Here is a 13052-nt window from a genome sequence, read left to right on the forward strand (position 1 = left end):
ACCCGCCCGCAGGGCCGGATTCCGGATGCTGGCTTGGGAATCCGACCCCCACGCGGAGCAGTTCTACCTGCACATGGGAGCGGAGCGGGTCGGTGGCAACGAGGTCGCGCCCGGCCGGGTGCTCCCGGTCATGATGATCGAACTCGACTGAACAGCGGCTCGTTCCGGGACAACTCCTCAGGTCCCGTTGAGCCGGGACTTCCGCCTGCCGTAGCCGAAGTACACGCCCAGCCCGACGACGGTCCAGATCCCGAAGGTCACCCAGGTGACCCAGTCCAGCCCGAGGATCAGGTACGCGCACAGCAGCAGCCCGAGCACCGGCGTGAACGGCATGAGCGGGGTCCGGAAGCTGCGGTCGAGGTCCGGCTTGGTGCGGCGCAGGATCAGCACCCCGATGTTGACCAGGCCGAACGCGACGAGGGTTCCGATGCTGGTCGCCTCGGCGAGCTGGTTGAGCGGCACCACGGCGGCCAGCACCGCGACGGCGATCCCGACCAGCAGCGTGTTGCGGGCGGGCACCGCGCGGCGGTTGACCTTCGCCAGCACCGGCGGCATCAGGCCGTCCCGCGACATCGACACCAGGATCCGGGTCTGCCCGTACAGCACGGTCAGCACCACCGACGCGATCGCGATCACCGCGCCCAGCGCCAGCACCACCGACGGCCAGCCCTGTCCCGTGACCACCTGCAGCGCGGTCGCCAGCGAGGCGTCCGAGCCGCCCAGCACCTCCGTGCCCACCGCCCCGACCGCGGCGAAGGCGACCAGCACGTAGACCAGGGTCACGATCGCCAGCGACAGCATGATCGCCCGCGGCAGGTCGCGCTTGGGGTTGCGGGCCTCCTCGCCCGCGGTGGAAGCCGCGTCGAAGCCGATGAACGAGAAGAACACCGCCGACGCGCCCGCCGAGATCCCGGCGATGCCCGCCGGGGCGAACGGGGTCATGTTCTCGGAGTTGAACGCGGTGATCGCGACCGCCACGAAGAACACCAGCACGGCGAGCTTCAGCACGGTCGTGACCGTGGTGACCCGGCCGCTCTCCTTGACGTTCATCAGCAGCACGCTCATCGCCAGCAGCACCACCAGCGCCGCCGGGATGTTGACCACCCCGCCCTCGCCCGGCGGCGCGGCCAGCGCGTCCGGGATGGTGACGCCGACGGTGCCCCGCAGGAACTCGTTGAGGTAACCGCCCCAGCCGACCGCGACCGCGGCCACCGACACCCCGTACTCCAGCAGCAGGCACCACCCGCAGATCCAGGCGACCAGCTCGCCGAGCGTGGCGTAGGCGTAGGAGTAGGCCGAGCCCGACACCGGCACGCTGCCCGCGAGCTCGGCGTAGGACAGCGCCGAGCACAGCGCGGCCAGCCCGGCCAGCACGAACGAGACGATCACCGCCGGTCCGGCCGCCGGGGCGGCCTCGGCGAGGACGACGAAGATGCCGGTGCCGAGGGTCGCACCGACCGACAGCGCCACCAGCGGTACCAGGCCGAGCGTCCGGCGCAGCTGGGTGTGCGCACCGTCGTCGGTGAGTTGCTCAGCGGGTTTGACGCGGAGCAGGCTGCGGGCGAAAGACACGAGCCGGAACGCTATCTCAGCGCTGCCCACGATCGTGTCGCAACCCGGTAACGGCGGTCGCGCACGACCTCGTGATCGACGCCCGTACCCTGTGCCGGGTGCGTCTTGTCATTGCCCGCTGCCAGGTCGATTACGTCGGGCGCCTCACCGCCCACCTGCCGATGGCGCAGCGCCTCCTGCTGGTCAAGTCCGACGGTTCGGTGTCGGTGCACTCCGATGACCGCGCCTACAAGCCGCTGAACTGGATGAGCCCGCCGTGCTGGCTCATCGAGGACCCCGGTGTGTGGACCGTGCAGAACAAGGCCGGCGAGAAGCTGGTGATCTCCATCGACGAGGTCCTGCACGACTCCAAGCACGAGCTCGGGGCCGAGCCCGGTCTGGTCAAGGACGGCGTCGAAGCGCACCTGCAGGAACTGCTGGCCGAGCACGTCACCACCCTCGGCGACGGCTGGTCGCTGGTGCGGCGCGAGTTCCCCACCGCGATCGGGCCGGTGGACCTGATGTGCCGGGACGCCGAAGGCGCCAGCGTGGCCGTGGAGATCAAGCGCCGCGGCGAGATCGACGGGGTCGAGCAGCTGACCCGGTACCTGGAGCTGCTCAACCGCGACCCGCTGCTCGCGCCGGTGACCGGCGTGTTCGCCGCGCAGCAGATCAAGCCGCAGGCCCGCACGCTCGCCGAGGACCGCGGCATCCGCTGCGTCACCCTCGACTACGACAAGCTGCGCGGCATCGAGCCCGACGAGTTCCGCCTGTTCTGACTCAGCCCTGCTGCGACAGGAACTCCCGGACGTGCCGCAGCCAGGTCGCGCGGTCGGACTCGCCCAGGACGTGCGCCGCGCCGGGGAGTTCGACGAGCCGGGCGCCGGGGATGCCCGCGGCGAGGCGGCGCTGGGATTCGGGCAGGACCAGCCGGTCGCCGGTGGCCACCACGACCAGCGCGGGGACGGCGACGCGCGCCAGGTCTTCGCGGACGTCCACCCGGGCGCAGAGGTCGAAGTGGTCCGGAGTTCCCGGCGGCATGGTCGCGAGGGTCTGCTCCACCAGCTCGTCGAGGTCGGCGGCCGAGATCCGGCTCAGCTGCTCGTCGGTCATGCAGGACATGCAGGCGAACCGCGCCGCGGTCCGCCGGTCGCCCGCCGCCGTCAGGCCCGGGATGAGCCGGGATGCCAGCCGCAGCACCGGATCCGCCACCGCGAACCCGGCGGTGAGCACCAGCGCCGTGACCCGTTCCGGATGCCGGGTGGCCGCGCGGACGGCGAGCGTGGTGCCCAGCGACTCGCCGAAGACGGCGAACTTCTCGTGCCCCGCTTCAACGGCGGCGTCCACCAGCCGGTCGGTCAGGTCGTCGAGCTGGAGCGGCCCATCGGCGACCGGAGTCCGGCCGGCGCCGGGGTAGTGCGGGCCGATCGCGGTGTGGTCGCGCGCGAGGTCGTCGAGAACCAGCCCGTAGTTGCCCTCGATCCCGCCACCCGCGCCGTGGGCGAGCAGCAGGCCGGGACCGCTTCCGCGCACCAGGACGTCGAGTCCGGTCCGGGACAGCGCCTTGTCGTCGATCGTGGCGTCCTTGATCATGCGGCCGACCCTAAACTCTGACATGGATGTCAGAGTCAAGTCGCGGGTGGCATGCGGAGTTCACCGCGCACCGGGCTCCGCAGTCGTCCCGTCCATTGTGGACATATCGGCGGCGACGCGGGTGGTCACGGCGCGGAGTAGGTGCCCGGCTTCTTCGCTGAACGTGCTGGCGGCCTGCTTCCCGCAGCCCAGTCTGATCCCCAGTGCGCCGCCTGATCCCCAGCGCGGTCAGTGCCGCTGGAACCCGCGGCACCGCGTGCGCTGCGCCGGGACCTCCGCCGCCGCGCTCGTGTTCCTCAGCGCGTCGGCCGTGCGCGCGGACTGCCTGCCGCGGTCGTCCGCCGCGGCCTCGGCCGGGTCGTGCTGCTCCTCCATGAGTCCGGCGATGATCGCCAGATCGATCCGGGCGTTCACAGTTCCTCCCCCTTGGTAACCGTGAGTGGGCCGGTGGGCCCGGAAAGTGACGGTACCTCCCGATTTGCCTTGCGGGGAGCGGGTTTTCACCTGCTCACCCGCATGGCCGCGTGCTCTCACCCGCACGGCGGGGGTGTTGGCCGCTGTCGGCTTGTGTTGGGTCGGGAGCGCTGCCGGAACAGCTCGGACTGCACCGATCTGCGCTGCGCTTTCGGCTACCCGGCGGAGTGGGCGGGATCGATTTAGTGTCAGGATCCAACGAATTGGTATCGGGCACGTGTGATCCGACCCACCGTGGGGTAGCGTCCGGCTGCCGCATTCGTGGTGATTGTCGTTTGAATTTGTTGGGGCTGGAGGTGGGGTAGCGTGCAGGTGCTGGCCCAGGCGGAGCTGCGGCTCGACGCGAGCGCCGTCGATTACGTGCTGCTCGCGGTCTATTTCGTGTTCGTGCTTGGTATCGGTTACCTGGCGCGGCGCTCGGTGTCGACGAGCCTGGACTTCTTCCTGTCCGGGCGGGCGCTGCCCGCGTGGGTGACGGGTCTGGCGTTCATCGCGGCCAACCTGGGCGCGATCGAGATCATCGGCATGTCGGCCAACGGCGCCGAGTACGGCATGCCGACCATGCACTACTTCTGGATCGGCGCGGTGCCGGCGATGCTGTTTTTGGGCATCGTGATGATGCCGTTCTACTACGGCTCCAAGGTGCGCAGCGTTCCCGAATTCATGCTGCGGCGCTTTGGAAAACCGGCGCACCTGGTCAACGGCATCAGCTTCGCGGTCGCACAGGTGCTGATCGCCGGGGTGAACCTGTACCTGCTGGCCAGCATCGTCAACGTGCTGCTGGGCTGGCCGCTGTGGGTGTCGGTGCTGATCGCGGCGGCGATCGTGCTCTCCTACACCGCGCTCGGCGGGCTGTCGGCGGCCATCTACAACGAGGTGCTGCAGTTCTTCGTCATCGTCGCGGCGCTGCTGCCGTTGACCGTCGTCGGCCTGACCAAGGTCGGCGGCTGGCAGGGCCTGGTCGCCAAGGTCTCGGCCAGCCCCGGCGGCGCCGAGCAGATGACGGCCTGGCCCGGCAACGAGCTGACCGGCTTCGGCAACAGCGTCCTCAGCGTCGTGGGCCTGGTGTTCGGCCTCGGCTTCGTGCTGTCCTTCGGCTACTGGACGACCAACTTCGTCGAGGTGCAGCGCGCGATGGCGTCGAAGTCGATGTCGGCCGCCCAGCGCACCCCGATCATCGGCGCGTTTCCGAAGATGTTCATCCCGTTCCTGGTGATCATCCCCGGCATGATCGCCGCGGTGCTGGTCCCGGACCTGTCCGGGTACAAGGCGACCGGCCAGGGCAACGTGGACTACAACGACGCGATCCTGCTGCTGATGCGGGACCTGCTGCCCAACGGTCTGCTCGGCATCGCGCTGGCGGGTCTGCTGGCGTCGTTCATGGCGGGCATGGCGGCGAACCTCAGCTCGTTCAACACCGTGTTCACCTACGACATCTGGCAGTCCTACATCGTCAAGGACAAGCCGGACCACTACTACCTGAGCATGGGCCGCTGGGTGACCGTCGGCGCGACGCTGGTCGCCGTGGGCACCGCGTTCATCGCCTCCGGCTATGCGAACCTGATGGACTACCTCCAGCAGCTGTTCTCGTTCTTCAACGCCCCGCTGTTCGCCACGTTCATCCTGGGCATGTTCTGGAAGAAGATGACGCCGACCGCGGGCTGGCTCGGCCTGGTGCTGGGCACGCTGGCGGCGGTGACGGTGTTCGGGCTGTCCGAGTCCGGTGTGGTCGACCTGCCCGGCCAGGGCGCGAGCTTCATCGGCGCCGGTGCGGCGTTCGTGGTCGACATCGTGGTCAGCGTCGCGGTCAGCACCGTGACCAGGCCCAAGCCGGAGGCGGAGCTGGCCGGGCTGGTGTACTCGCTGACGCCGAAGGCGGCCCGCACCGCCTCGACCAGCGGTGAGGACGCGGGCTGGTACCGCAAGCCCGGCTTGCTCGCGGGCATCGTGCTGGTGCTGACGGTTCTGCTCAACATCATCTTCGGCTGACAGGAGGTATCCCCATGGCGACCCAGACCCCTCGCCCCGGGCACACCGCGGGTGCCTTCGACATCCGCACGATCATCGGCGCGCTGTTCCTGATCTACGGCCTGGTGCTGGTGGTCACCGGTGCGGTGGCCACCGCACCGGAGGACATCGACAAGGCCGCCGGGCTCAACATCAACCTGTGGAGCGGCGTCGGCATGATCGCATTCGCGGTCCTTTTCGGCCTGTGGGCCAGGATCCGGCCGATCCGGGTCCCCGAGGAATCAGCGGAGAGCTGACCGGCTGAGAGTTGACCTGGGCGGGGCGGGAACCCGACGAAAAGTCAGGTTCCCGCCTGCCCGGCGAGGTTCGCTAGATAGTGTTGCGGCCGTGAACCGGTTCGCCTCGTTGATCGCAGCTTCGCTCGTCGTCCTGTCGGTTGCCGGCTGTGCGGCGGGAACGGAGAAATCCAACTCGCAGCGCCAGACCGTCCCTGTGGCGCAGTACGACCTGAAGAGCACCGCGTTCTTCGACGGCTTCACCCCCGCCAAGCTGCGCGCGGCCGACCCGTGCGCCCTGCTGCACGCGACCGATCTCGCCAAGTACGGCGCGCCCGCGTCCGACACGCCGGGCGAACTCGGCTCGTGCTCGAACTTCATGAAGGACCACGGCGGCAAGCCGTTCAACATCACGCTGTACCTGCAGTCCGAGGCGTTCGACGTCAGCCAGCACCGGATCGGCGGCCTGCCCGCCTCGATCAGCGCCGACGGCAACCCCTGCTTCGTCCAGGTCGCCTACCAGGGCAGCCAGGGGCTGCTCAGCGAGCCGCAGGCGATGCAGCTCCAGCTCGACACGAAGGCGGGCGACCCCTGCTCCCCGGCGGTGCAGATCATGACCGACGTGGTGGAGAAGCTGCGGGCCAACCCGCCGATCGCCAACCGCTCGCCCGCCGAGCTCGCGGGCATCGACCCGTGCACGATGCTCGACCCGGTCGCCGTGCGGGACGCACTCGGCGGCGCCACCGCCGACCCGACGCCGCGCGGTCTGCACGACTGCGGCTGGACCGCGGCCAACGACGTCAACGTCGACGTCAAGTTCTCCAGCATGGAGCCGCGCGCCGAGGGGCTGCCGCCCGCCGACCTCGGCGGCGTGATGGCCTCGGTGATCCCGTCGTCGGGCTTCTGCACCGTGGAGTGGGAGCACCGCCGCAGGCCCGGCTCGATCAACGGCATCGAGACGGTCCAGCTGACCGTGAACAACCCGAACAACGTCCCGATGGATCCGTGCGCGAACGCGGTCAACGCCGCCCGCGGGGTGAAGGCCAAGCTGCCGCGGGGCTGACAACCGAGCTGCCGCGGGGCTGACAACCGAGAAAACCCTCGACAAATTCCCGGACCGGCATCTTCCCGCGGTGGCGCCCCTCCGGCGGTCGCCCTCGCGCCCCGGCATTCCGTAGGGTGCAGGATTACAACGACCAATGAAATGGTGGGAGGACAGCGATGACCCGGACCGCCCGTGGCAGCGTCGAGACGTCGACCGAGGCGGACGTCGATCCGCAGCCCACGTTCGAATCGCTCGATCCCCGCACCGGTGAGGTCGTCGGGCGGCACCCGATCCACGACGCGCACGCGGTCGGCGAGGCCGTCACCGGCGCCCGCAAGGCCCAGCAGTGGTGGGCCGACCTCGGCTACGCGGGCCGCAAGCAGCGGCTGGACGCCTGGCGCAAGCTGCTGCTGCGCAGGCTGGACGAGCTCGCCCAGGTGATGTGCGCCGAGACCGGCAAACCGCTCGACGACGCCAGGCTGGAGCTGGTGCTGGTCATCGACCACCTGCACTGGGCGGCCGGCAACTCGGAGAAGGTGCTGCGCCGCCGCAAGGTCTCCCCGGGCCTGCTGATGATGAACCAGGCCGCCACCGTGGAGTACCTGCCGCTCGGCGTGATCGGCGTGATCGGACCGTGGAACTACCCGGCGTTCACGCCGATGGGATCGATCGCCTACGCGCTGGCCGCGGGCAACGCCGTGGTGTTCAAGCCGAGCGAGCTGACGCCGGGCGTGGGGGAGTGGCTGGCCAGGACCTTCGCCGAGGTGGTGCCGGAGCAGCCGGTGTTCACCGTGGTCACCGGGTTCGGCGAGACCGGTGCCGCGCTGTGCGCGTCGGGCGTGGACAAGGTCGCGTTCACCGGGTCCACCGCGACCGGCAAGCGGGTGATGGCCGCCTGCGCCGAGAACCTGACCCCGGTGCTGGTCGAGTGCGGTGGCAAGGACGCGCTGATCGTCGACTCCGACGCCGACCTGCCCGCCGCGGCCGAGGCCGCGGTGTGGGGAGCGATGTCCAACGCGGGGCAGACCTGCATCGGTGTCGAGCGGGTCTACGTCGTCGACGCGGTCGCGGACCGGTTCCTGGAGCTGGTCACCGAGCGCGCGTCGAAGCTGCGGCCGGGCGGTGAGCCGAAGGCCCACTTCGGGCCGATCACGATGAGCTCGCAGGTCGACGTCATCCGCTCGCACGTGGACGAGGCGCTGGACCGCGGTGCCCGCGCGCTGGTCGGCGGCAGCCACTCGGTGCGGCCCCCGTTCGTCGAGCCGGTGGTGCTCACCGACGTCCCGCCGGACGCCGCCGCGGCCACCGAGGAGACCTTCGGCCCGACGCTGGTCGTGGAGCGCGTGCGCAGCGCGGAGGAGGGCATCGAGCGCGCCAACGACAGCCGCTACGGCCTGGGCGCGACGGTGTTCTCGCGGTCGCGCGGCACCGAGCTCGCGCGGCGGCTGCGGGTCGGGATGGTCGCGGTGAACTCGGTGATCGCCTTCGCCGCGGTACCCGCGCTGCCGTTCGGCGGGGTCGGCGACTCCGGGTTCGGCCGCATCCACGGCGAGGACGGCCTGCGGGAGTTCGCCCGCCCGCAGTCGGTGACCCGCCTGAAGTACCGGATTCCGATCAATCCGATGACCTTCGGCCGGTCCAACCGCACCGTTCGCAGGCTCATCCGCCTGGTGAAGACCTTCCGCGGTCGCTGATCTGCTGCTGAAGCCGTGGGGGACCCCTCCGTTCGTCGGTGGGGTTCCCTTCTTTGTGTTGCTCGGGTCCCGACCATGTGAGGATGCGGAGTGGGGAGGCTTCCGTGCACATTTGATCGGGGACGGCGTCGTTCCCGGCGTCGGCGGTCAAGGAGGACACCGGTGAAGAAGATCATCAACGAGCCCGCGGACGTGGTCGCGGAATCCCTGCGGGGCATGGCCGCGGCCCACCCCGACCTGCTGCGGGTGCGCACCGATCCATCCGTGATCGTCCGGGCGGACGCCCCGGTCCAGGGCCGGGTCGCCGTGATCTCCGGCGGCGGGTCCGGGCACGAGCCGCTGCACGGCGGTTTCGTCGGCCCGGGCATGCTCGCCGCCGCCGTCCCGGGGGCGGTGTTCACCTCGCCCACGCCGGACGCGGTGCAGGCCGCCATCACCGAGACCGCGGGCGGTTCCGGGGCGCTGCTGGTCGTGAAGAACTACACCGGCGACGTGCTGAACTTCGAGACGGCCGCCGAGCTGGCAGGCATCGAGGGGACCGAGGTGCGCACGGTCCTGGTCGACGACGACGTCGCGGTCAAGGACTCCACGCACACCGCGGGCCGGCGCGGCGTCGGCGGCACGGTGCTGGTGGAGAAGATCGTCGGAGCCGCCGCCGAACGCGGCTCGGACCTGGCCACCTGCGAGGAGCTGGGCAAGCGGGTGGTGTCCCGGGTGCGCTCGATGGGGATGGCGCTGACCGCGCCGACCGTGCCGCACGCGGGCGAACCGAGCTTCGACCTCGCCGCCGACGAGATGGAGATCGGCATCGGCATCCACGGCGAACCGGGCCGCGAGCGCCTGCCGCTGGAGTCGGCCGAAGGCATCGTCCGTAGGCTGCTCGACGCCGTCGTGGAGGACCTGCCCTTCACCGAGGGCGACGAGGTGCTGCTGTTCACCAACTCCATGGGTGCCACCCCGCTCATCGAGCTCTACCTCGCGCACGGCATCGCCGAGCGCCTGCTCGCCGAGCGCGGTATCCAGGTCCGGCGGCGGCTGGTCGGCCCCTACACGACGAGCCTGGAGATGCAGGGCATGAGCCTGACCCTGCTCAAACTGGACGACGAGCTGACCGAGCTCTGGGACGCACCGGTGCGCACGGCCGCGCTGCACTGGTGACCGAGGGATGGGTGGACCGATGGGTTGCACTGCACATGACGTGGTCGCGGCGCTCCGCGCGGGTGCCGACGTCGTCGCCGCGCACCGCGACGAGCTGATCCGGCTCGACCGCGAGATCGGCGACGCCGACCACGGCGAGAACATGGACCGCGGGTTCCGCGCCGTGGTCTCCAAGGTGGACACGGCGGCGCCGGAGACACCGGGCGCGGTGCTCAAGCTGGTGGCCACGGTGCTGATCTCGACGGTCGGCGGTGCGTCCGGCCCGCTGTACGGAACGGCGTTCCTGCGCGCGGCCACCGCCGTCGGTGACGCCGACGAGCTCGACGGCCCGGCCGTCGCGGCGGCGCTGAAGGCGGGCATGGAGGGCGTCGCGGCGCGCGGCAAGGCCGTCACGGGTGACAAGACCATGATCGACGCGCTGGCCCCGGCGGTGGAAGCGGCGAAGTCCGCGGCCGACGCCGGCGAAGGCCCCGGCAAGGTGCTGGCCGCCGCGGCGGAGGCCGCGCACGTGGGCGTGCGGGCGACCGAGCCGCTGGTCGCCCGCAAGGGCCGCGCCTCCTACCTCGGGGAGCGCAGCGCGGGGCACATCGATCCCGGCGCGCGGTCGACGGCGCTGCTGCTGTCGGCGTTCGCGGAGGCGGCGAGGGCGAGATGAACGTCGGACTGGTGATCGTGTCGCACAGCGCCAAGCTCGCCGAAGGCGTCGTCGAGCTCGCCGCGCAGATGGCGCCGGAGGTCCGGGTGCTGCCTGCGGGCGGCCTGGCCGAGGGGACCGTCGGCACCGACTTCGAGAAGGTGTCGGCGGCGCTGGCCGAAGCCAACACCGGCGCGGGTGCGGTCCTGCTCTACGACCTGGGCAGCGCCCAGATGGTCGCGGAGCTGGCGGTGGAGTCCCTCGGCGATCCGCGCAGCGCGATCGTCGCGGAGGCGCCGCTGGTCGAGGGCGCCGTCGCCGCGGCGGTAGCCGCGCAGGGCGGCAAGGACCTCAAGGAGGTCGCCGAAGCGGCCGAGGAGGCCGCGCGCGGAGCCGCGCCGGAGGAGGCGGAGCCGACCGAGGCGGAGGAGGTCCGCGAGGAGCTCGTGCTGGCCAACGAAGTTGGGCTGCACGCGCGACCGGCGGCGCTGCTGGCGCGCAGCCTGACGGGGCTGCAGGCCGGCGTCAGCGTCTCGCTGGGCGACCAGCAGGCCGACGCGGCGAGCGTGCTGGGCGTGATGGGCCTGGGAGCCCGCAAGGGCGACCGGATCGTCCTGCGCGCCAGCGGCCCGGACGCCCGGCAGGCCGTCCAGCGCATCCTCGACCTGGCCGACCGCAACTTCGACGAGTGATCCGGCCCGGGCCGCGCCCGTGGCCCCTCGCTCGCGCCCGTGGCCCCACGCTCGCGCAGGCGGTCGCCGTCGGCCGCCTGCGCGAGCTTCCGTCGTTCAACGATCGGTCTGGTTCCAGAGGGGACCCAGCCCGGCCCGCAAGCGATCAACCGGACGCTGCCAACTCCCAGCCCGGCCGGGCTGGGGATGGACTGGCTTCTGTGGTTGGTCGCCCGGCCGTGCAGGGGATCGACCGGCTCCCGCAGTTGATCGACCAGCCGCGCAGGGATCTACCGGCTCCCGCAGTTGATCAACCGGAACCACAGGGGATCGACCGGCTTCCGAGCTGATCGACCCGGTCCCGCAGCGGCCATCCGCCCCGCCCGAGCCCGGAACAGCCCTCACGATGACCTTCGCCCCGCACGATGACCTTCGCCCCGCGCGCTGCGACCCCTTAGGCTGAACCGGTGCCGCATCGCTCCCGCATCCCAGGCATGTTGTTGATCTTGCTAGTGCTCGCCGCGGGATGTGTCGGCCAACCTCCGGCGCCCGGTCCGCAGGGGCCCGCTCCCGGCTCGGTCGCGGCGATGCTCGGCGATCCGCGCACGGTCGACCCCTGCACGCTGACCGACCCCGCGGCGCTGAAGGCAACCCCCGCGGCCACCGTCTCGCTCGACTACTGCCTGCTCCACGTGCAACTGGACGACGGATCGCTGGCGCAGCTGGCGGTCGGCGAACTCGTTCCCGCAGCGCCGGGGCCCGCGGACGCCGCGACCGAAGACGAAGATCCCGTGGTGCCGCGAGGGTCGTTGCGGCTCGTCCAGGAAGCGCCGCTGCCCGGGCACTGCACCCGCCGCATCCGGTTCGACGACGGCACCGCGATGCAGGTCAGCGCCGACCTCCTGACCGGCGACCCGGCCGCCGGGCTGTGCGCGGTGGCCGAGGCGGGCGCGGACACCGCGATCGCCGCGATGGAGCAGCACCGGGTCGGCCACCGCCAGTACCCGCCCAACTCCCTTGCCCTGACCGACCCCTGCGCGGTGCTGGACTCGGCGGTCGTGCACCAGATCCCGGGACTCGAACAGGCGCAGCCGCAGTCGGCTCCCGCCGGACACCAGTGCCAATGGGGAGAGCAGGACGCGCAGGCGCCGAGGGTCTCCTTCACGCACACCGCGGGGAAACCACCCGCCGTGCTGCACGGCGCCGCCGTGGAGGAGGAGATCGCCGGGCGGCGGACCGTGGTCAGCGTCGTCGGCGGCGACCCGAGCGTTCCGCTCTGCTCGGCCGAAACCGGGCACATCCCGTTCGGCGGTCCAGGCGAGGTCGAGGTCGCGATGCTCGTCGTCGCTTTCCCGGGCGCGACCGGCATCGAGGCGTGTGAGTTCGCCCGCGGCCTGGCACGGGAAGCGTGGCCGCGTCTCCCCGCGCACTGATCGAGCCGTTACCGTGTTGGCCATGCCGCGCCGAAACCGCCCGCCCCGCCCCAAGGGGCTGACCAGCGACTTCAGCGCCCGCGCGATGGGCGCTGGCGTCGGCTGGTCGCGGGTGGAGGAAGGCCCGGACGGCGACTGGATGGTCCGAACGGTGCCCGCCGCGCAAGCGACCAAGACCTACCGCTGCCCGGGCTGCGACCACGAGATCCGCCCCGGCATCGGCCACGTCGTGGCCTGGCCCGCCGCCGACCACGGCAGCGTCGAGGACCGCCGCCACTGGCACAACGGCTGCTGGACCGCCCGCACCCGCCGCAGCCCAACCCGCCGCTGGTCCTGACCCACCACCCGCCGCGGCCCGGTTCGAGGCGGCCCGCCCCGGCGCAACGGTCCTGACCCGGCGCGGCCTGATCGGGCGCGGCCCGACTTGGCGCGGCCTGACTGGGTGCGGCCCGGCCCGGCGCGGCCGAACCTGGCGCGGCCCGACCTGGCACGGCCCAATCCGATGTGGCCCGGCCCGGCGCGGCCTGATCCGGCGCGGCCCGACTTGGCGCGGCCC

Annotated in this window: 13 protein-coding genes; 10 read left to right on the forward strand and 3 right to left on the reverse strand. The window is 71.5% G+C overall.

All coding sequences use genetic code 11. The features are described from left to right. Positions 1-177: 177 nt before the first annotated feature. Positions 178-1572: an amino acid permease gene (locus ABD691_RS04880; protein WP_344678181.1), complete on the reverse strand. Its 1395-nt coding sequence runs from the start codon at positions 1570-1572 to the stop codon at positions 178-180. Positions 1573-1670: 98 nt separating this feature from the next. Here ABD691_RS04880 and nucS point away from each other — a divergent pair, with 98 nt between their 5' ends. Continuing rightward, positions 1671-2330 carry an endonuclease NucS gene (gene nucS, locus ABD691_RS04885; RefSeq protein ID WP_344678182.1) on the forward strand — a complete coding sequence of 220 codons (660 nt, stop codon included), beginning with the start codon at positions 1671-1673 and terminating at the stop codon, positions 2328-2330. Position 2331: 1 nt separating this feature from the next. Here nucS and ABD691_RS04890 read toward each other — a convergent pair whose 3' ends face one another. Together ABD691_RS04890 and ABD691_RS04895 are read right to left on the reverse strand one after the other, a co-directional pair. Continuing rightward, entirely contained in the window at positions 2332-3144 is an 813-nt protein-coding gene (locus ABD691_RS04890; RefSeq protein ID WP_344678184.1) for an alpha/beta fold hydrolase, read from the reverse strand. A gap of 228 nt (positions 3145-3372) precedes the next feature. After that, entirely contained in the window at positions 3373-3558 is a 186-nt protein-coding gene (locus tag ABD691_RS04895; RefSeq protein WP_344678185.1) for a hypothetical protein, read from the reverse strand. 366 nt (positions 3559-3924) lie between these two features. Here ABD691_RS04895 and ABD691_RS04900 point away from each other — a divergent pair, with 366 nt between their 5' ends. From ABD691_RS04900 to ABD691_RS04940, 9 genes are all read left to right on the forward strand, one after another. After that, positions 3925-5607 (forward strand): sodium:solute symporter family protein, encoded by a 1683-nt coding sequence (locus tag ABD691_RS04900; protein WP_344678186.1) that lies wholly within the window; start codon positions 3925-3927, stop codon positions 5605-5607. A 14-nt stretch (positions 5608-5621) separates the two neighbouring features. Continuing rightward, positions 5622-5882: a hypothetical protein gene (locus tag ABD691_RS04905; RefSeq protein WP_344678187.1), complete on the forward strand. Its 261-nt coding sequence runs from the start codon at positions 5622-5624 to the stop codon at positions 5880-5882. A gap of 196 nt (positions 5883-6078) precedes the next feature. Continuing rightward, positions 6079-6924, forward strand: a complete 846-nt coding sequence (locus ABD691_RS04910; RefSeq protein WP_344678188.1) for a hypothetical protein — start codon at positions 6079-6081, stop codon at positions 6922-6924. 158 nt (positions 6925-7082) lie between these two features. Then, complete coding sequence (locus ABD691_RS04915; RefSeq protein ID WP_344678189.1) at positions 7083-8600, forward strand: aldehyde dehydrogenase family protein; 1518 nt, start codon at positions 7083-7085, stop codon at positions 8598-8600. 162 nt (positions 8601-8762) lie between these two features. Next, positions 8763-9758 (forward strand): dihydroxyacetone kinase subunit DhaK, encoded by a 996-nt coding sequence (gene dhaK / locus ABD691_RS04920; protein ID WP_344678190.1) that lies wholly within the window; start codon positions 8763-8765, stop codon positions 9756-9758. A gap of 19 nt (positions 9759-9777) precedes the next feature. Continuing rightward, complete coding sequence (gene dhaL, locus ABD691_RS04925) at positions 9778-10413, forward strand: dihydroxyacetone kinase subunit DhaL (protein WP_344678191.1); 636 nt, start codon at positions 9778-9780, stop codon at positions 10411-10413. Continuing rightward, a complete protein-coding gene (gene dhaM, locus ABD691_RS04930; protein WP_344678192.1) occupies positions 10410-11084 on the forward strand; it encodes a dihydroxyacetone kinase phosphoryl donor subunit DhaM in 675 nt (224 codons plus the stop codon). Before dhaL ends, dhaM begins: the two co-directional genes overlap by 4 nt. A 473-nt stretch (positions 11085-11557) precedes the next feature. Further along, positions 11558-12496, forward strand: coding sequence for a DUF3558 domain-containing protein (locus ABD691_RS04935; protein WP_344678193.1), 939 nt, complete (start codon positions 11558-11560; stop codon positions 12494-12496). A gap of 22 nt (positions 12497-12518) precedes the next feature. Continuing rightward, complete coding sequence (locus ABD691_RS04940) at positions 12519-12833, forward strand: hypothetical protein (protein ID WP_344678194.1); 315 nt, start codon at positions 12519-12521, stop codon at positions 12831-12833. Positions 12834-13052 lie beyond the last annotated feature (219 nt).

It is taken from the genome of Saccharopolyspora taberi, assembly GCF_039534165.1.
In the GTDB taxonomy this organism is placed as follows: Bacteria; Actinomycetota; Actinomycetes; order Mycobacteriales; family Pseudonocardiaceae; genus Saccharopolyspora_D; species Saccharopolyspora_D taberi.

Coding starts and splice junctions, on each gene's coding strand:
- ABD691_RS04890 (WP_344678184.1), bottom strand. CDS start 3,144: ATGATCAAGGACGCCACGATCGACGACAAGGCGCTGTCCCGGACCGGA.
- ABD691_RS04905 (WP_344678187.1), top strand. CDS start 5,622: ATGGCGACCCAGACCCCTCGCCCCGGGCACACCGCGGGTGCCTTCGAC.
- ABD691_RS04915 (WP_344678189.1), top strand. CDS start 7,083: ATGACCCGGACCGCCCGTGGCAGCGTCGAGACGTCGACCGAGGCGGAC.
- dhaL (WP_344678191.1), top strand. CDS start 9,778: ATGGGTTGCACTGCACATGACGTGGTCGCGGCGCTCCGCGCGGGTGCC.
- dhaM (WP_344678192.1), top strand. CDS start 10,410: ATGAACGTCGGACTGGTGATCGTGTCGCACAGCGCCAAGCTCGCCGAA.
- ABD691_RS04935 (WP_344678193.1), top strand. CDS start 11,558: ATGTTGTTGATCTTGCTAGTGCTCGCCGCGGGATGTGTCGGCCAACCT.
- ABD691_RS04940 (WP_344678194.1), top strand. CDS start 12,519: ATGCCGCGCCGAAACCGCCCGCCCCGCCCCAAGGGGCTGACCAGCGAC.